This is a genomic window from Mesoplasma chauliocola (genome assembly GCF_002290085.1).
Taxonomy (GTDB): Bacteria; Bacillota_I; Bacilli_A; order Mycoplasmatales; family Mycoplasmataceae; genus Mesoplasma; species Mesoplasma chauliocola.
This window is the reverse complement of the sequence record NZ_CP023173.1, coordinates 836685-854780: the sequence shown is the minus strand read 5'-3', so window position 1 is coordinate 854780 and position 18096 is coordinate 836685. Positions and strand designations below refer to the sequence as shown.

Genomic DNA, 18096 nt, shown 5'->3' with positions numbered 1-18096 from the left:
TATGTAATCCCCTTCATAAAATAAATTAAAACATATAAAAGGATAAGTTTTCCACAATCTGTGTATAAAAAAATAAATTTATAAATTACAAACATAATAAACTTAAGAAAATCACAAATGTTTATTATTTTAAAAGGTTTTTTCCACTTTTCCACATTAGGTAGGTATAATTGTTGAAAACTTATTAAAGAAATATAGGTATAAAAATAAAAACAAAAATAAAAAAGAAAAACTATACTTTTTTAAGTGTTTATATTATAATTAACAAGAATTATCAACTTTAAAAGGGGGTTTGAATACAATGAAAAGAACTTGACAACCATCAAAAATTAAACACGCACGTGTTCACGGTTTTAGAGCTAGAATGGCAACTAAAAATGGAAGAAAAGTTATCAAAGCTCGTAGAGCAAAAGGTAGAGCTAAATTAACAGCTTAATACTTTGTTTGATAAAAGAATGAAAAATAAAAAAATTATTAAAAAAAATTTTGAATTTCAAGAAATAATAGCTAAACAAGAATTTCAAAGAAATTCTTCGTTTGTTATTTATTACTTAAAAAACGAGAGAGATTATTTTAGATATGGTATTAGTGTTGGTAAAAAAATAGGTAATGCTGTATTAAGAAATAAAATAAAAAGACAAATTAGAATGATGATTCAAGATTGTATGAAATCATTTCCTGAATTCTCTTATGACATAGTTATAATTGCAAGAAACAGAATGACTCAAAATACATATGATCAAAATTTAAAAGAATTAAAAAAACTAATTAATAGGTTTTTAAAATAGCAAGGAGGTGCTAATTTTGTATAACGAAAATAAGTTATTTATGGCTAACTCAAATAAAAATGGTGTTATGTCATATTTAAATTCATCAAATAGCACCACAAAAACAAAAAAAACTTTTTGACAAAGAATGTCAGATAGTAATGATAGAAAAAGAATATTAAAGTTAATTTGAAAATGAATTAAAATTCTAGGATTCTTATTTATTATTATTTCAATGATTTGGGGATGTGTACAAATGTATCAAGACCCATATTTAATTCAAGAAGTAACAGACATGACAGGTAGAAGAGTTTATATGCCAGGTGTTTCATTTGAAATTGTGATTTCTTCTTTAGGTGAAACACCATCGCAAAACTGGGTTGTATCAATAACAGGTTTATCAGGTCACCAATATGCTTATAATGTTATAAGTTCATGAGGTGAAGCATTCTCAAAAACAGGTTCACCTTTCTATGGATTCTTTGTTTTCCCAACGGCGTTATTGCTTAACGCGCTAATAAAAGGTATGTCGGGGACATTAAATCCAGAAATTGATGACAAGAGCTATGGTATTGCAGTTATATTTGCTATTTTATTTACAGTTATTATTATTAAATCTATTTCTCTTGCATTTACGTGAAAGTCGCAAGCAAATCAGCATAAACAACAGTCTGTTCAGTTAAAACAAGCAGAAATTCAAGCTAAGTACAAAGGAGATAAATCTCCTGAAGCTAGACAAAAACAAAATGCAGAAATGCAAGCTCTTTACAAAAAAGAGAACTTCTCACCATTTTCATCAATGGCTGGAGCATTTGCATCAATGCCGTTCCTATTTGCGATATATGCGATTGTTAGATCAACAAAATCATTAAAAATTGCAAACGTAGGACTAATTGCTTTAATTGAAAAACCATGAACACAATTGTTAAGTGGTGAAGTAGTTTATTTAAGTTTATTAGCAGTTTATTTACCACTTCAAATTATTTCTATGTTGTTACCATTGGTATTACAAGCAATTAAACAAAAATCTGTGACTTTGACAGAAGCACAAAGAAAATCACGTAAAAAACAATTTATTATGCAAGGAGTTTTTGCTTTCGTATTTATCTTTGTTGTTGCTTCAGTTGCTTCAGGGGTTGCTATTTATTGAATATTCTCATCAACTTATCAAATTTTACAAACTTTAGGTTTCTTCTTCTGAAACCAACACAAAGCAAATCGCTCTGTGCAAGAAGTTCAACGTAGAAGACGTCAAGAAGAAAAGAGATTATCAAAACTAAGCAAAAATTAATTTTAAATAACAGGAAACTGTTATTTTTTTTATTTTAAAATGTTTTTAAAAATCTATAAATGTATAATGTTCTTGAAAGAAAAAATGGTACTAGGAATATGAAGTGATTATTTACAGACTTTGATGGAACTTTAAGAAACAGCAAAGATGAATTAAATAGAATAACAAAAGAAGACATGGAATTTGTTAAAAAAATTCAGGCAGAAAAAGGGAAAATTATTGTTTCAACAGGTAGACCTTTTGAACATATCAATGAACACATAAAAAACGAATACGAGGATTTTGAACCTGACTATTACATAACAAATGCAGGCGCAGCTATTTTTGATAATAAGGGTAATAAACTTTTTGCTGAATACTTACCTGACGAATTAACAAAAGAAATAATAAATTTTGCTGAACTAAATAGAAAAGAAATATTTAGTCTTGTTTATTCATTTGATGGAGAAGAAAATTTTTTCTACCATGATATGTGAACAAAAGAAATGGAAAAAACTTTTATGGGAATGACACCTCAAAACAAGGGCTTAGAATATATTAAAGATAAGGAAATGATTTGTTTTAAAATGGGGTGTAAATTGCAAACTTGAGAAAACTTAAAAATAACGTTGAATAATAAAGGTCTAAAATTTAGCTCTGTTTCTAATAATTTAAAAGAAATTACGTTTAATGAAATTCATAATTTTAATGTTTCAAAAGGAAATGCAATAAAAAAGATGATCGATATTTTTAATATTGATATAAAAGACATTATTGTTGTTGGTGATGACAATAATGATTTATCAATGTTCGAGCATTTTTTTGAAAATTCTTATATTGTTGAACAAAATCATAATTTAAATTTTAGAGATAAAGCAAGACATACAGTCAAAAAATTAAGCGATATTAAAATTGACTAGTTAATGCTTTTAAAATAAAGTAATAAAATATATAATATTTATGCCGTGATAAAGATTACGCCCGAATGAGTCAGGACCGGAAGGTAGCAGCTATAAGGGAATGTGTCTTGTATCATGGTTTTTTTGTTTATAATTAACTTATGATAAAGATTGATAAATATATAAATAAGCTAGAAAATAAAAAAAACCATAAGGACATACCTGTTTTTTCTTGTATTTTTATAAACAATGAAATTGTAGCATCAAGTTTTAATGACTACTACAAGAATAAAAAAGTTTCAGGGCACGCTGAAATAAACGCCATTAATAAAGCATTAAAAAAACTTAAGATTACTAATCTTTCAGATTATAAAATATTTACAAGTTTAGAGCCTTGTATAATGTGCTATGGTGCTATAAAACAAGTTAAAATAAATGAAATAGTATATTTATCTGAAAACTTAAAAATGAGTTTTAGAGATGAAATAAATATAAATAAAATAAAAGTTAAAATAAGTAAATATAAAAATAAAAATCTTGAAGAAAAATATTTAAATATAATAAGTTCGTTTTTTTTAAAAAAAAGATAAAAAATACATTAAGCGTCGAACTTAATGTATTTTTTAATTTCACAAACTTTAGCTATTGTTTTTTTTCCTGCACTTAAAGCTTTTTTTGTCCCATTCTCCATAGCAAAAGAATTATTTATTTCTTTTAGCATTTCATAATCATTATCACCATCGCCACTGACAATTATGTCATTATCGTCAATCTCATATTTATTTTTCAAAAAGTCAATCCCAGAAAGTTTTGAAACACTTTCATGCATTATTTCAATTACAAAATTAGATGTTTGCAAAATTTTAATATTTTTAATATCTTTAAATAAGTCGAAAATATAGTCAAAATCTTGTAGGTGTGCATATAAAGTTATGTTGTTTAAATTTTCATTTTCAATTACTTCGTTAATGTATTTATCAAAGTTATCTTCTACATTAAATCAATGTGGCAAGACGCTTGTTTCATCATATCTTGGTTCTTCTTCATTTATTCCAGAAAGAATAAAACAAACCTTATGATCTGCTATTTTAATTCCAGCAAAATTATGCAGTTTTTTCAAAATTTTATAAATTTCTTTTCTTTGGTTCATTAAAATTGGTTTATTAAAAATAACTTCATCTCCTTTATATAAAGCAGCACCATTATTTGCTATCTTATAAGAGATTTTAAAATTATATTTTTTAATTAAATTATTAATATATGAAACGTCTCTTCCAGTAGCTATTATAAAGTTATTTTTATTCGATCATTCATTTATAAAATCCATATCTTCTTTGTTTATTTCTTCTGTTTTAGGATTTAGAGTTAAAGTCCCATCAAAATCTGATATTCATCATTTCATTTTCTATTCCTCAACATTTAAGTAATTTTTAATTTCAATTACGCTTTCTATAATATGTTTTCCAGTTTTTAATACTTCTGGCAAGCTTGTGTTTAAAACAAATGAATTTTTAAAGTCTTTTAACATTTCAACATCATTTATATCGTTTCCAGTAACAAATAAATTACATTCCTTTATTTTGTATTTATTTTTTAAATACAAAATCCCTTTACTTTTAGATGTATTGCTATTAACTATTTCCAAAAGATGTTTTTCAGTGTTCATTATTTTTAGATTACCAATATTTTTAAATAAACTTATTGGTTCACTAACATCCTCATTTTCTAAAAATAAGCAAATTGTATTTAAATATTTATTTTTTAGAATAATTTTTTCAAGTGCTAAAAAATCTTGATTTAAATTTATTCACCAATCCATGACCATGCTATCCATTAATTTACTTTCAAAATTTTTATAAGTAAAGCTATTTTTATCATCAACGAGTCTAATTCCAAAATTGCCTTTAATTCTTTTCAAAGCTTCTATTATTTTAGTTCTTTTATTCATATCTATTTCAATATTAAAAATTAGCTTTTCATTTTTATATAAGGTAGCGCCATTGTTCACAATCATATATTCGTAATTAAAATCATATTTTTCTTTTAATTTACACACATATTCCTTGTCTCTTCCTGTGGCAATTAGAAATTTATTTTTTCGACATCACTCTTTTATAAAATTCAATTCCCTTTGTTCAATCAACTCTGAATTAATTTTAGTTAGAGTGCCATCAAAATCTGATATTCATCATTTCATAAACAACCTCCTTATATTAATTATATTTTTTACTTATTATTAAAAACATTGTTGAAATGTAATAAAAAACTACTTTATTAAATTGAAACTAGATATAGTTTGCATATTTAGCATATCTAAAAATTGTAAAAATGATAAAATTAATAATAAAAGCAAATTTATAATAAAGGAGTTATATGGAACAAAATAAAGCATTGTATAGAAAATATAGACCAAATAATTTTGGGGATATTGCTGGGCATCAAAATGTTGTTGAAATTTTAAAAAGCGAATTAAAAAATAATAAAATAAGCCATTCATTTTTATTTGCTGGACAAAGGGGTACGGGTAAAACATCAATAGCTAGAATTTTGGCTAAAAGTGTTAACTGTAAAAACCTTAGTGAAGGAGTTGCTTGTGAAAATTGTGAAAGTTGTTTTGCATCTAATGAGCAAAGAAACCCTGATATTATTGAAATGGATGCAGCTTCTAATAATGGGGTTGACGAAATTAGGGAAATCAAAAATAACATAAACTCTTTGCCTTTCTTAGGAAAATATAAAATTTATATAATAGATGAAGTTCATATGCTTACAAAAGCAGCTTTTAATGCTCTGCTTAAAACTTTAGAAGAACCACCAACACACGCAATTTTTATTTTGGCAACTACAGAATATGCAAAAATACCTCCAACAATTTTATCAAGATGTCAAATTTTTAATTTTAAAAAAATTGATAGAAACTCGCTTATTAATAGAATGCATTTTATTTGTAAAAATGAAGGCTATTCTATTGATAGACCAGTTTTAGATGAAGTTGGCATTATTTCTGAAGGATCGCTAAGAGATGCACTAAATATAATAGAGCAATTAATGACAGTTACAACAGACCATATAACAATTGAAGATTTAAAATCAGTTTTTTATGTAGCAACAAAAAATGAGAAAAAATCAATATTGATAAATATTTTAAATAATAATGCACAATCAATTATTGAATACTTTGAAACAGCAAATAATCAGGGAATGGATTTTGATGTATTTACATTAAGCTTAATTGAGATTGTTAAAGAAATAATTGAATATAAATTAACAGGTAATCAAGAAATTTTAAATACATTAGAAGTAAATGATGTTAATGATTTTACTAATGCTGAAATGAAAGCGCTGTTTGAAATAGCTGATAACTTAAGCGAAGCATATGCAAAAACAAAGGGTACAAACATTAATTTTAATTACTTACTAATAAGTGTTTTAAAATCTTTAAATCATCAAACAAAAGAAGTTTCTGCTCACCCGATTTTAGAAAATATAGAACACAGTTCACCAATTACTGTTAGTGAACAAGTTAAGCAAAAAGTCAGTGAAGAAATTAAAGTGGAAGTCAAAGATAAAGAGCAAATGTTTGAAACTGCTCAAACAGTTATTCAGGATCAAAATAATTCAGAAATTAGTGAAGAACTTAAAGTTGTTGAAGCGGTTGAATTAAATATTAAAGAAACTGTAAAAATTGAAAAAGCAGAAATTATTGAAACAATAAAAGAACCAATAGATACGTTGACAAGCCTGAAAATTGAACTAAGTAAAAACTTAGTAGATAATGAAGATAAAAAAACTTACAAAATTCAATTAGATGAAATAATTAATTTACTAGTTGGTGCAAATAAAGCAAAACGAGAAGAAATTGAAAAGTCATTTAATAGAATATTTGAAGTAGATAACCAAGGGAATTTATTAAATAGCAAAGAAGCAACAAATTTTATAGATTTTTATAATTTTAAAATACTTGCGGCTTCAAACAACGAAGTTTTAATAAGAGCAGAAGATTTTGAAAATGTTAATAATTTAATATTCAAATTGCAAAACGAAGAATTTAGAAAAAATGTCGAAAATCAATTTGGCAAAATAATATTCTTACCAATTGATGAAATTTTTTGAAATGAAGTTAAGATTCAGTTTAAAAGGTTAAAAGAAAATAACCAGCTACCAACTTATGCTCAAATGAATTATGATAGTTACTTTGATAATAAAAAACAATCAGTTGTATTTAGTCATTTAGATGAAAAAACTATAGAGGTTGCTTCAAAACTGTTTGGTATAGATGATATAGAAATAGAGGATTAGGTTATGGAAAAGAAATTGTTTGAGCAAATTAGTGAGAATATAAGTAAAAATAGCGCTTTGACAAAAAAGACATCTGAAAGATTAATAAACAATCTTATAATTGATAAAGAAGCTTTAGACAATTTCGTTACACAACTAGATAAAATTAAAAAGAACATAAGCATTTGTGAAATTTGCAACTATTATAAAATAAATGATAAATGCATGATTTGCGAGGATTCACAAAGAAACCAAAATGTTATTTGCGTAGTAGCAAATCAATTGGATGTTAATAATATAGAAAAAATAAATAAGTATAAAGGTTTATATCATGTCTTGGGAGCTGAAATTAATCTTAATAAAAGAAAAACACCAAGCGATATAGACTTTCAAAAATTAATTTCTAGAATAAATAAAGAAACTGAATTAATTCTTGCGTTAAATGCTACATTTGAAGGAGAATTAACAACAAACTATATTTATCAGTTAACAAAAAACTTAAATATAAATATTACAAGAATTGCTAAGGGTATTCCTTTGGGTGGAAGTTTAGATTACATGGATGAAACAACATTGGAGAGCGCATTTAAAAATAGAAAGAAATACGAGGTATAGTCATGTTTATAACAATTGAAGGAATGGATGGCAGTGGCAAAACAACAGCACTTCAAAAAGTAAAAGAACATCTTGAGTCTTTAAATTATAAAGTTATCATGACTAGAGAACCTGGTGGTGTTCAAATATCAGAAAAGATTAGAGATTTAATTTTAAGTAAAAGTGGTGAAGGTATGGAGCCTTGAACAGAGGCTTTACTATTTATTGCAGCTAGAAAAGAACATCTTGAAAAAGTGATCAAACCAAATTTGGAAAAAGGATACATTGTTATATCTGACAGATTTATGGATTCAACCACAGCATATCAAGGTGGAGCTAGAGGATTAGGTGTTGATTACTTAAACAATTTACAAAAAACTATATTAAAAGGCTTTCTTCCTGATTTAACGCTTTATTTTAAATTATCTTTTGAAGAAGCTGAAAAAAGATTGTCTAATAGAAGTTATGAAAAAAACAGATTAGATGAAGAAGGTAAAAAATTTAAAGAAGATGTTAAAAATGCATTTGAGGAATTAGCTAAAAAAGAACCTCAAAGAATTAAAGTTATTGATGCAGAGAAAACCCCTGAAGAAGTTTTTATTCAAACTAAAGAAGTAATTTTGGAAAAAATAAAATTATGAAAAAAATAGAAATTTTACAAAAATTTAAATCTCAATTATTTGATAATACTTTTTTTAGTTCAATTTTACTTTCAAATGATAATCAAGAAAATTTAAACGATCTTGCAAATGAAATTTCAAGATTAATTTTTTGTGAAAACAAAAATTTAGAAAATGATGATTGTTCCTCATGTAAAAAATTTATCAATAGTGCAACATCTAACTTTAGTTTTATTGGAGATGGAAATTTAGCTATAACAAAAGCAGATGTTCTTGATTTAATGCAAAGATATTCATTAACAACAAATGAAATTAATAAGCTTAAAATTTATGTAATAGCTAATGCAGAAAATTTAAAAAATGAATCAGCAAACTCATTACTAAAATTTTTAGAAGAGCCACCAGCAAATACTATAGCAATTTTATTAACTAAAAATAGAAGTCAAGTTTTACCAACAATAAAATCAAGATGTAAATTAATCGTTTTAGAAAATGAAAAAGTTAATGACAGTGCAGAAAACTTAATTGAAAAGATTTTACAAAAAGACAAACATTCAATTTTATTAAGTAATGCAGAATTGAAAAAGGTCGATAAATCTGAGCTAATTGGAATGCTAGAAGAAGCTTATATTAGAACTATAATTAAAAAATATCCTATGTTAGCGGAAATAACTTTAAAATTAATCAATGATTTAAAATTTACTTTCCAAACAAACTTGGCAATTGATGTTTTCTTAATAGAAGTAAGTGAGGCTTTATAATGAAGATTTTAAATGATTTATTAGGGTATGAAAATAGAAAAATTTATCAAGATTCTGAAATGTTTAATTTTACTTTAGATAGTATATTGATAGCAAGATTCATTAACTTAAAATCGGGTATTAAAAATATTGTGGACTTTGGTACAAACAATGCAGTAATACCTTTAATAATAAGCAAATATAGTAAAGCAAAAATTGTAGGTTTAGAAATTCAAAGTAAGGCTGCTCAGTTGGCAATAGAAAATATTGAGCTTAACAAATTGACTGAACAAATAGAGATTGTAAATGAAGATATAAAAATTTATGCAAAAGAAAAAGCAAATAAGTTTGATGCTGTAATTTGCAATCCGCCTTTTTTTAAAAAGCATGAAGAATCAAAAGTAAAAAAAATAAGTGAAGAAGTTGTTAACGCTAGACATGAAACTTTAATTACTTTAGAGGAAATAATTAAAAATGCAGGGTTAATATTAAAAAATGGTGGTTCTTTTACTCTTGTTCACAGACCCGAAAGAACAGGCGAAATAATCAACTTAATGTATAAATATAAATTTGCTCCAAAGAGAGTTCAATTTGTTCATTCTAAACAAGGTGAAGAAGCAAAAACAATTTTGATTGATGCAATTTTAGAGGGTAATGAAGGCATGCAAATTTTACCTCCGCTTATTGCTCATAAGGATGACGAATCTTATACTAATGAATTACTAAAATACTTTAAGGATTAAAAAGATGAATAAATTTAAATTAAATAAAGATACATCCTATTTAGTTGCTGTATCAGGTGGTCCTGATAGCATGTTTATGCTTAATTCATTAATTGAACAAGAACTAACAAACTTTGTGGTTTGCCATGTTAATTACAATTTCAGAAAAGATTCAAATAATGATTTTAAAATTGTAAAAAAATTTTGTGAAAAATATAATTTAAAGTTAGAATTTTTAAACGTTGATCAAGATTATAGTGAACTTAAAGAAAATTTCGAAAGTTGAGCAAGAAAGACTAGATATGATTTCTTTGTAAAAATTGGTAACAAATATGGAATAAAAAATATACTAGTTGCACATAACAGAAATGATTTCGTAGAAACTTATTTACTACAAAAAGAAAGAAAAAATTATGCAAAATATTATGGCTTAAATAAGGTATCAAAATATAAAGAAATGAATATTATAAGACCTATGCTAAATATATTAAAGTCAGAAATTTTACATTATTTACAGCAGCAAGAAATTGAATTTGCAATTGATTCAACTAATACAGATATTAAGTATAAAAGAAATGAAATAAGAGCAAGTTTAAAGGAAGAAGATTTTGCATCAATTGAAAACGAAATTAAAATTAAAAATCAAGAATTAAATAAGTTAAATCTTGAAGTTGATTGATATGTTAATAATAATATGTCAGCTGAAGAATTAGTTATAACAAAAAACTTTAAAGACGAAAATTTAGAATTTATTCAAAGATGTGTTTATAAATGATTAGAAATAATTAAAAAAGATCATTTAGTACAAAACAGAAGCAATAAAACAGTTTTTGAAATTGCAAAAAATATAAAGACTTCACATAAAGTTTTTTGAAGTATGAATATTGAAAATTATTGCCTTGTTAAAGATTACGAAAACATATTTATAATAAAGGCTGATCTAACTTATCCCAAGTCTTTTGAAATAAAAACAAAAGAAGATTTGTATAAGATTGAAGAATTCATTAATTGACTAGATATTTTTAACGCAATTAAAAAAAATAAAGAGAAGTATCCATATGTAGTAACTAATGATTACACAAAATATAAATTTGAAACCTATACGCTTGGTAAAAAAACAAACAGATATTTTATTGATAAAAAAATAAGATATAAAAATAGAATGTTAAAAGCAGTCGTATATAGTAAAAGAACAAAGAAAATCTTAAACAATATAAAGTAGAGTAAAATATCAAATAATGGTATTATTAAAATAGAATAAAAATCTTAAGAGGGAGGAATAAAATGAAAAGCAAAAAAAGCAAATCAACCTTATGATTTTGACTTATTATTATTTTGGCTTTAGTAGTCACAATAATCATAATTTCTGTTACTGTAAAGGGAACAACTCAAACAATTAGTGGAAATGAATTAAATATTTTGGTTAATGGTGGAGGCCCAAATAATGCAATCCCACATTTGCCTACATTAAATCCTAAAGACGACACATTCTGAAAGAGTGTAGTAATCTACAAAGGAACAAATGGAACAGTTGTTATAAAAGGCGCATATAACATTAATGGGGATGGAAGATTTATAAATTTCGTTGCCTATGTTGATGAATCAGATTTAAGTAAAATTTTCCCTACTGGTACATTACCTTGACCATCACTTGTATATCAAGGATCAGTTGGTATGGCGTTGCTTGTTTCATTAGCGCCATTAGTAATTTATGTAATTTTATTTGGTGGAGTATTTTACTTTATGATGAAAGGTTCAGCTGGAGCTGGTTCAGGAGCCGGAAATATATTTGGAATGGGTAAAAATAGAGCTCGTGCTGAAAAATCAGAAGTTAAATTTGATAATGTAGCTGGAATTGAAGAAGAAAAATCAGAATTAGTAGAATTAGTAGATTATCTAAAATTCCCCGCAAAATATGCTGAAGCTGGAGCTAGAGCTCCAAAAGGTGTTCTAATGGAAGGTCCTCCTGGGACAGGTAAAACATTATTAGCAAAAGCTGTTGCTGGTGAAGCTGGAGTTTCATTCTTCTCAATTGCTGGTTCAGAATTTGAAGAAATGTTTGTTGGGGTTGGAGCAAGTCGTGTTCGTGAAATGTTTAACGATGCTAAAAAATCAGCGCCAGCAATTATATTTATTGATGAAATAGATGCAGTTGGTAGAAAAAGAAACAACGGAATGGGATCAGGTGGAAATGAACAAACATTAAACCAATTATTGGTTGAAATGGATGGTTTTGGAACTAACTCAGGAATTATTGTTATGGCTGCTACAAACCGTGCTGATGTTTTAGACCCAGCTTTATTAAGACCAGGTCGTTTTGATAGAGTTATTCAGGTTTCACTACCAGATATTAAAGAGCGTAAAGCTATTTTAGAACTACATGCAAAAGGTAAAAAAATTGATAGTTCAGTTGATTGATATAGAGTTGCTGAAAGAACTCCAGGTTTCTCAGGTGCTCAATTAGAAAACGTTTTAAATGAAGCTGCCATTTTAATGGTTAGAGAAAAACGTGACATCATAACAATCACTGAAATTGATGAAGCTATTGATCGTGTAGTTGGAGGACCAGCTAAAAAATCACGTGCTATGACAAAACAAGATAAAGATATAGTTTCATATCATGAATCTGGTCATGCGCTTATTGGGTTAAAATTGGACAGTGCTTCAAAAGTGCAAAAAGTTACAATTATTCCTCGTGGTAATGCTGGTGGATATACAATTATGACTCCAAAAGATGAAACAGTATTCTCATCTAAAAAAGATTTATTTGCAACTATCGCAGGTTACTTAGGTGGTAGAGCTGCTGAAGAGATAATTTTTGGAAAAGAAAATGTTACAACAGGAGCACATGATGATTTAGATAAAGCAACAAATATTGCAAGAAGAATGGTTGTACAATTTGGTATGTCTAATTTAGGTATGACTAAATATTTAACAATGGCAGAAGAGTCATATGGAAAAATGGAAGGTACATATTCAGACGAGACAGCAACAAAAATTGATGCTGAAATTTCAAAAATTCTTGAAGAATCATACAAAATTGCTTTAAAAATTATTAAAGAAAATATGGAAACACTAGAATTGCTTGCTGAATCACTAAGAGTTTTAGAAACAATTACAGCTGAACAAATTGAATATATTAATAAAAATAAAAAATTACCTGAAGAAGTTTTAGAACAAAAAGCTAGAATGGCTAAAGAAGATGAAAAAATAAAAAAAGGTGAAATCATCGACATTAAAGTAGAAGACCTAGAAATAGACGAGTAATAACATGAATATTATTAAATTAAAAAATGAAATTGAAGTAGCGCAAAAAGCTGCAGAAATAATAGAAAATCAAATTAAAATCAATAACTTCTCAGTTTTAGGTTTGGCAACAGGTTCATCACCGATATTGACTTATGAAAATTTAATTAAATCTTATAAAAAAGGTGAAATTTCATTTGCAAATGTTAAGACATTTAACTTAGATGAATACAAAGGTTTACAACCTACACATCCTCAATCATATAGATATTTTATGAATGAAAAATTATTTAATCATATTGATATTAATATTAAAAATACTTTTGTTCCTGAAGGGGTTAATAACGTCAATCCAGAAGCATATGATCAATTGATTAAAGATAAAGGTGGAATTGATTTACAATTATTAGGTTTAGGAGTTAACGGACATATTGGTTTTAATGAACCAGGTACATCATTTGATAGTTTAACTAGTGAAGTTGATTTAGCCAAGGAAACTATTGAAGTTAATTCAAAAAAATTCTTTAATGGAGATTTAAGTGAAGTTCCAACAAAGGCATATTCTATGGGATTAAAATCTATAATGAATAGTAAGAAAATTTTATTAATAGCAACTGGATCTAGCAAAGCCGAAGCTATTCATGCTTTAGTAAATTCTGAAATCTCAGAAAATTGACCTTGTACAGTTTTAAGAAATCATAATAATGTAACAATTGTTATTGATGAAGAAGCAGGAAAATTGATATAAGCAAAAGAGGTGCTCTTGCACTTCTTTTTTATTTTTTAATAATAAAACACAAAATAATTTAAAATTAATAATAAGAGGTATTAAATGATATTAAAAAATGCAAAAATAGTTTTACAAGATAAAATAATTGAAAATGGTTCTTTATTAATAAAGGATAACAAGATTATAAAAATTTCTGAAAAAGAAATTGATGCAAACAAAGAAGAAGTAATTGATTTAAAAGGTAATTATCTAATGCCTGGATTTATAGATTGCCATGTTCATGGTGGATATGGTGTTGATTTTGAAACAGGTGATGAAAAAAGGTTTCTAACCTTTTCTGAAAATGTTATTAAAGAAGGAATTACTTCTTATGTGCAAGCGAGCGTAACTAATAGTGTTGAGGATAATAAAAAGTATTTAACAGAATTTAAAAATTTTAAAAATGCTAAAAATATAAAAGGAGCTAAATGTCTTGGAGTACATATGGAAGGACCATTTATTTCAGCTGAAAAAAAAGGTGCTCATGATCCAAACTTACTAGTTAAGCCTAATATAGATTTAATAAAAGAGTTTATAGAAATATCAAATAAAAATATTAAAATAGTTACCTATGCAAGCGAACTTCAAGATGGTAGCTTTACAAAGTACTTGATCAATAATAAAATTGTTCCTTCTGTTGGACATACAAATCAAGAATCTTATGAATTAGAAAAAGATTATTTATTAGGAGCAAAACATGTAACACATATTTTTAATGGCATGAGTGGAGTTGATCATTACAGACCGGGTTTAGCAGTATCAGCATTAACACATAAAGATATTTTAGTTGAGGTCATTTCAGATGGAGTCCATCTAAATGAAGATATACTTGATTTGATTTATAAAATTAAAGGAGCAGATAATATATGTATAATTACTGATTCAATTAATGCTAAAGGATTATCAGATGGGGAATATAAAATAGGTAATTTAGAAGTAATAAAAAAAGGAATAGAAGTAAGACTAAAAAGTAACAATGTTTTAGCAGGGTCTGGTGCAACATACAATCATAACGTAAAGTTTTATAAAGAAAAGTGCTTAATACCAATGACAGAGCTAATTAAAATGACATCAATAAACATTGCAAAGCAATTAAATATTTATGAAAAAACAGGAAGTATAGAAGAAAATAAAATAGCAGACTTGGTAGTTGTTGATAAAGAATTCAATGTTTTATATACATTTGTAGAGGGTAAAAAAGTTTATGAAAGATAAATTATTAGAAGTTATAGCAGCAAATATAAATGATATTAAAATAATTAATGAATCAAATGCTGATAGAATAGAATTTTGTAAAGAGTTAAAAAAAGGAGGTTTTACTCCTGAATATGACGATATTAAAAAAGCGTGTGAAATTTCTAAATTACCAATTAATGTGATGGTTAGAAATACTGATAGAGATTTTTGCTATACAGAAGAAGAATTTAAATGAATGTTAAGCGACATTGAATTTATTAATTCAGTAAAGCCAAATGCTATTGTTATAGGTATATTAAAAGAAGATAAAAGCATTGATATTGAAAGAATGAAAATTGTCAAGGAAAAATTGGATTCTAAAATAAAAATCACATTCCATAAAGCTTTTGATGAAGTTTTAGATAAAATTGAAGGCTTAAAAATTTTAAAAGAATTAGGAGTTTCTACTATACTAACAAGCGGTGGAGCAAATATATTAGAAAATTTAAAACTACTTAATGAGTTATCAAATTTAAGTGATATTGAAATACTAGCAGGTGGCGGCATTAATTCAAACAATATTGATTTAGTTAAACAAAGTGTTGAATCAATTCATGTAGGTACTTTAGCAAGAGTTAAAAACAGCTGAGACTTTGAATGTGATTTAAATGTAATAAATGAAATTAAAGAAAGGATAAAAAGAAAATAATGGAATTTAGTAAACATTCATTTTTAGCAATAGCAACGTCTGAAGAAAGTCAAAAAGTATCACAAACAGCTGGAATAATAATGCTAACATGCTCAGCGCTACTAATTGTTTTAGGCGTTGTTACAATTTTATTATTTAGAAAGTACTTAAAAAATAAAAAATGAAAGCAAGAACAAAATTTTAAAATTGTTTCAGGTAAATATAAAATAATGGATTTCTGATCAAACTATGCTTTCATTTTTATTATTGTGGCTTGTTTTGTAGGTTCTATTATTCTTTTTGCGTTAGGTATTGCAGGAACAGTAAGTTAGCTTACTGTTTTTTGTTTCGTTTTAATTGGTATGGTGTTATTATTAATAAGGTAACAGAAAGGAAAAATTTTCAAATGTTTACACAAATAAAGGAAAAATTATCCTTTTTTCAAAAAAATGAAAAAAAAGATAATTTAAAAACTAAAAATGGTGGAAGCGCATTTAATAACTTTTTAAATAAACTTCAAGAACTTGGAAAAGCATTACAGTTTCCAATTGCTGTATTGCCGTTCGCAGCCATTTTAAACAGATTTGGAGCTTTAGGTGTTACATCAACAACAGATTCAGCTGGTGCTATACTTGCTGGAACAGGAAATCAAATTGGGTTTTGAATATCATTCATTATTCAACAGCCTGGTGCAGTTGTTTTTGATAACTTAGCTTTAATGTTTGCAATTGGAGTCGCATTTGGTTTAAGTAAAGACCATAGAGGTGAAGTTGCCCTTGTCGGGGCAATATTCTACTTCGCACTTATGGCCTTGACTAGTGTTGAAAGAAGTTTACCATCAATGATTTATGGTAAAACATTAGGTTTTGACATTTATAAACCAATATTTGGTGATAATAATGAAATAATAGGCATAGAGCTTGCCGGAAAATTGTCTTCATTATTTTATGTACCAACAAATGCATCATATGAAACAGCCAGTGGAGAATTAGTAAATTATGTTTCAGGTGGAGCTTATGTACTAAACATAGGAGTTCTTGGAGGTATTACTTCAGGATGTTTTGCTGCTTATTTCTATAATAAATTCAAAGATATTCAACTACCACAAGCATTATCTTTCTTTAGTGGAAGAAGATTCGTTCCCATGATTGCATTAATAGCTGTTATTCCAACAGCATTTGTATTTGCAATTGTTTGACCATGAATTCAATATGTATTAATGCAATTTGGTAAAGCAGTTGCTGATCCAACAAACCCATCTGTTGCTATTCCAGGAACAGCGTTATATGCAATTTTGAATAGATTATTATTACCATTTGGTTTACACCAAATTTTAAATACTTTCTTTTGATTCCAATTACCTATTCAAGGTCATGTAATTGATCCAATTACAGGTAATATTAGTCAGGGAGAAATCATTGTTAATGGTGATATAAATGCCTTTGCAGCTGGAGTTGAAGGATCAGGATTATTCCAAGGTGGTTTCTTCCCAGTTATGATGGGTGGAGTTCCCGCTATAGCAATAGCTATGATACTAACATCAAAATCAGAAAATAGAAAAGAAGTTGCAGGGTTTCTAGGTGGAGTTGCGCTTGTTTCACTAATTTCAGGAATTACAGAACCAATTGAATTCTCATTTGCGTTCATATCTCCTGTGTTATTAGTTGTTCATGCAATACTTTCAGGTATATTCGTAGCAATATCAACTTCTATGCAAATTCAAATAGGATTTGGATTTAGTGCAGGATTAATCGATTATATTGCTTCATTTGCTCAATCATGAGGATTTGCGGCATCAAAAGAAGGAGCATTTAAAGTTTTAGCTAATCCTCTATGAGTGTTAGTTCTAACAAGTGCAGCTTTTGGAATTTATTTAGGAGTATTCTATACATTAATTAAAAAATTAAATATTCCTACTCCTGGTAGAGAAGAAAAGTCAGAAGAAAATTCTTTAGAAAAAACTGCTTCTTCAAATTCGGGTGATAAATATCAAGTAATGGCAGATGAAATAATTGAAGCTTTAGGTGAAGACAATATAGTTTCAATAGATAACTGTATGACACGTTTAAGATTAATTTTGAAAGATAACAAAAACATAGATGAAGCTAAAATTAAAAAAGCAGGAGCTTTCGGAATAAAAAGATTAGGTTCAGAATCTATACAAATTGTTATTGGTCTTGATGTTGTTCATGTTGCTGAAAAAATGAGAAATTCTCATTCAAAGCCAAAGCCAAAAGAAAATTTAAAAAAATCTCAATAATTGAGATTTTTTTCTTTTATTGTTTATTAAGAAAAAAAGGCTAAAATTAAATAGAAATAAAATAGAA

Annotated in this window: 19 protein-coding genes and 1 other RNA gene; 18 read left to right on the top strand and 2 right to left on the bottom strand. The window is 26.8% G+C overall.

Annotated features, from left to right (window positions below; all coding sequences use genetic code 4):
* Positions 1 to 301 precede the first annotated feature (301 nt).
* The 6 genes from rpmH to CK556_RS03820 all read left to right on the top strand — a co-directional run bounded on the left by rpmH (position 302) and on the right by CK556_RS03820 (position 3526).
* Positions 302 to 436: a 50S ribosomal protein L34 gene (gene rpmH / locus CK556_RS03845; RefSeq protein ID WP_011183579.1), complete on the top strand. Its 135-nt coding sequence runs from the start codon at positions 302 to 304 to the stop codon at positions 434 to 436.
* Positions 437 to 455: 19 nt separating this feature from the next.
* The gene (gene rnpA, locus CK556_RS03840; RefSeq protein WP_027875861.1) at positions 456 to 788 is read left to right on the top strand and encodes a ribonuclease P protein component; all 333 of its coding nucleotides are present in this window, start codon (positions 456 to 458) and stop codon (positions 786 to 788) included.
* A 40-nt stretch (positions 789 to 828) separates the two neighbouring features.
* Positions 829 to 2058 (top strand): membrane protein insertase YidC, encoded by a 1230-nt coding sequence (yidC, locus tag CK556_RS03835; RefSeq protein WP_420845528.1) that lies wholly within the window; start codon positions 829 to 831, stop codon positions 2056 to 2058.
* 98 nt (positions 2059 to 2156) lie between these two features.
* A complete protein-coding gene (locus tag CK556_RS03830; protein WP_027875863.1) occupies positions 2157 to 2957 on the top strand; it encodes an HAD-IIB family hydrolase in 801 nt (266 codons plus the stop codon).
* Positions 2958 to 2992: 35 nt separating this feature from the next.
* Positions 2993 to 3088, top strand: an RNA gene (gene ffs, locus CK556_RS03825) — signal recognition particle sRNA small type.
* Positions 3089 to 3097: 9 nt separating this feature from the next.
* On the top strand, positions 3098 to 3526 hold the full coding sequence (locus tag CK556_RS03820; protein ID WP_027875864.1) for a deaminase: 429 nt from the start codon (positions 3098 to 3100) through the stop codon (positions 3524 to 3526).
* An 8-nt stretch (positions 3527 to 3534) separates the two neighbouring features.
* Here CK556_RS03820 and CK556_RS03815 read toward each other — a convergent pair whose 3' ends face one another.
* Both CK556_RS03815 and CK556_RS03810 read right to left on the bottom strand, forming a co-directional pair.
* Positions 3535 to 4338: an HAD-IIB family hydrolase gene (locus CK556_RS03815; RefSeq protein WP_027875865.1), complete on the bottom strand. Its 804-nt coding sequence runs from the start codon at positions 4336 to 4338 to the stop codon at positions 3535 to 3537.
* 3 nt (positions 4339 to 4341) lie between these two features.
* Positions 4342 to 5133, bottom strand: coding sequence for an HAD-IIB family hydrolase (locus CK556_RS03810; protein ID WP_027875866.1), 792 nt, complete (start codon positions 5131 to 5133; stop codon positions 4342 to 4344).
* 176 nt (positions 5134 to 5309) lie between these two features.
* Between CK556_RS03810 and dnaX the strand changes: the two genes are divergently transcribed.
* From dnaX to CK556_RS03750, 12 genes are all read left to right on the top strand, one after another.
* A complete protein-coding gene (gene dnaX / locus CK556_RS03805) occupies positions 5310 to 7235 on the top strand; it encodes a DNA polymerase III subunit gamma/tau (RefSeq protein ID WP_027875867.1) in 1926 nt (641 codons plus the stop codon).
* Between the two features lie 3 nt (positions 7236 to 7238).
* Positions 7239 to 7829: a recombination mediator RecR gene (gene recR / locus CK556_RS03800; RefSeq protein ID WP_027875868.1), complete on the top strand. Its 591-nt coding sequence runs from the start codon at positions 7239 to 7241 to the stop codon at positions 7827 to 7829.
* A gap of 2 nt (positions 7830 to 7831) precedes the next feature.
* A complete protein-coding gene (gene tmk, locus CK556_RS03795) occupies positions 7832 to 8458 on the top strand; it encodes a dTMP kinase (RefSeq protein ID WP_027875869.1) in 627 nt (208 codons plus the stop codon).
* On the top strand, positions 8446 to 9189 hold the full coding sequence (locus CK556_RS03790) for a hypothetical protein (protein WP_027875870.1): 744 nt from the start codon (positions 8446 to 8448) through the stop codon (positions 9187 to 9189). The genes tmk and CK556_RS03790 overlap by 13 nt, the downstream gene beginning before the upstream one ends.
* Positions 9189 to 9911 carry a tRNA1(Val) (adenine(37)-N6)-methyltransferase gene (locus tag CK556_RS03785; protein WP_027875871.1) on the top strand — a complete coding sequence of 241 codons (723 nt, stop codon included), beginning with the start codon at positions 9189 to 9191 and terminating at the stop codon, positions 9909 to 9911. The genes CK556_RS03790 and CK556_RS03785 overlap by 1 nt, the downstream gene beginning before the upstream one ends.
* A 4-nt stretch (positions 9912 to 9915) precedes the next feature.
* Entirely contained in the window at positions 9916 to 11112 is a 1197-nt protein-coding gene (gene tilS / locus CK556_RS03780) for a tRNA lysidine(34) synthetase TilS (protein WP_027875872.1), read from the top strand.
* A 62-nt stretch (positions 11113 to 11174) separates the two neighbouring features.
* Positions 11175 to 13157, top strand: a complete 1983-nt coding sequence (gene ftsH, locus CK556_RS03775; RefSeq protein WP_027875873.1) for an ATP-dependent zinc metalloprotease FtsH — start codon at positions 11175 to 11177, stop codon at positions 13155 to 13157.
* 4 nt (positions 13158 to 13161) lie between these two features.
* Entirely contained in the window at positions 13162 to 13884 is a 723-nt protein-coding gene (nagB, locus tag CK556_RS03770) for a glucosamine-6-phosphate deaminase (protein ID WP_027875874.1), read from the top strand.
* 84 nt (positions 13885 to 13968) lie between these two features.
* Positions 13969 to 15120: an N-acetylglucosamine-6-phosphate deacetylase gene (gene nagA, locus CK556_RS03765; protein WP_027875875.1), complete on the top strand. Its 1152-nt coding sequence runs from the start codon at positions 13969 to 13971 to the stop codon at positions 15118 to 15120.
* Positions 15110 to 15790 carry a copper homeostasis protein CutC gene (locus tag CK556_RS03760; RefSeq protein WP_027875876.1) on the top strand — a complete coding sequence of 227 codons (681 nt, stop codon included), beginning with the start codon at positions 15110 to 15112 and terminating at the stop codon, positions 15788 to 15790. The genes nagA and CK556_RS03760 overlap by 11 nt, the downstream gene beginning before the upstream one ends.
* Positions 15790 to 16101, top strand: coding sequence for a hypothetical protein (locus CK556_RS03755; protein ID WP_027875877.1), 312 nt, complete (start codon positions 15790 to 15792; stop codon positions 16099 to 16101). Before CK556_RS03760 ends, CK556_RS03755 begins: the two co-directional genes overlap by 1 nt.
* 74 nt (positions 16102 to 16175) lie before the next feature.
* Entirely contained in the window at positions 16176 to 18029 is a 1854-nt protein-coding gene (locus CK556_RS03750; protein WP_051412780.1) for a PTS transporter subunit EIIC, read from the top strand.
* Positions 18030 to 18096 lie beyond the last annotated feature (67 nt).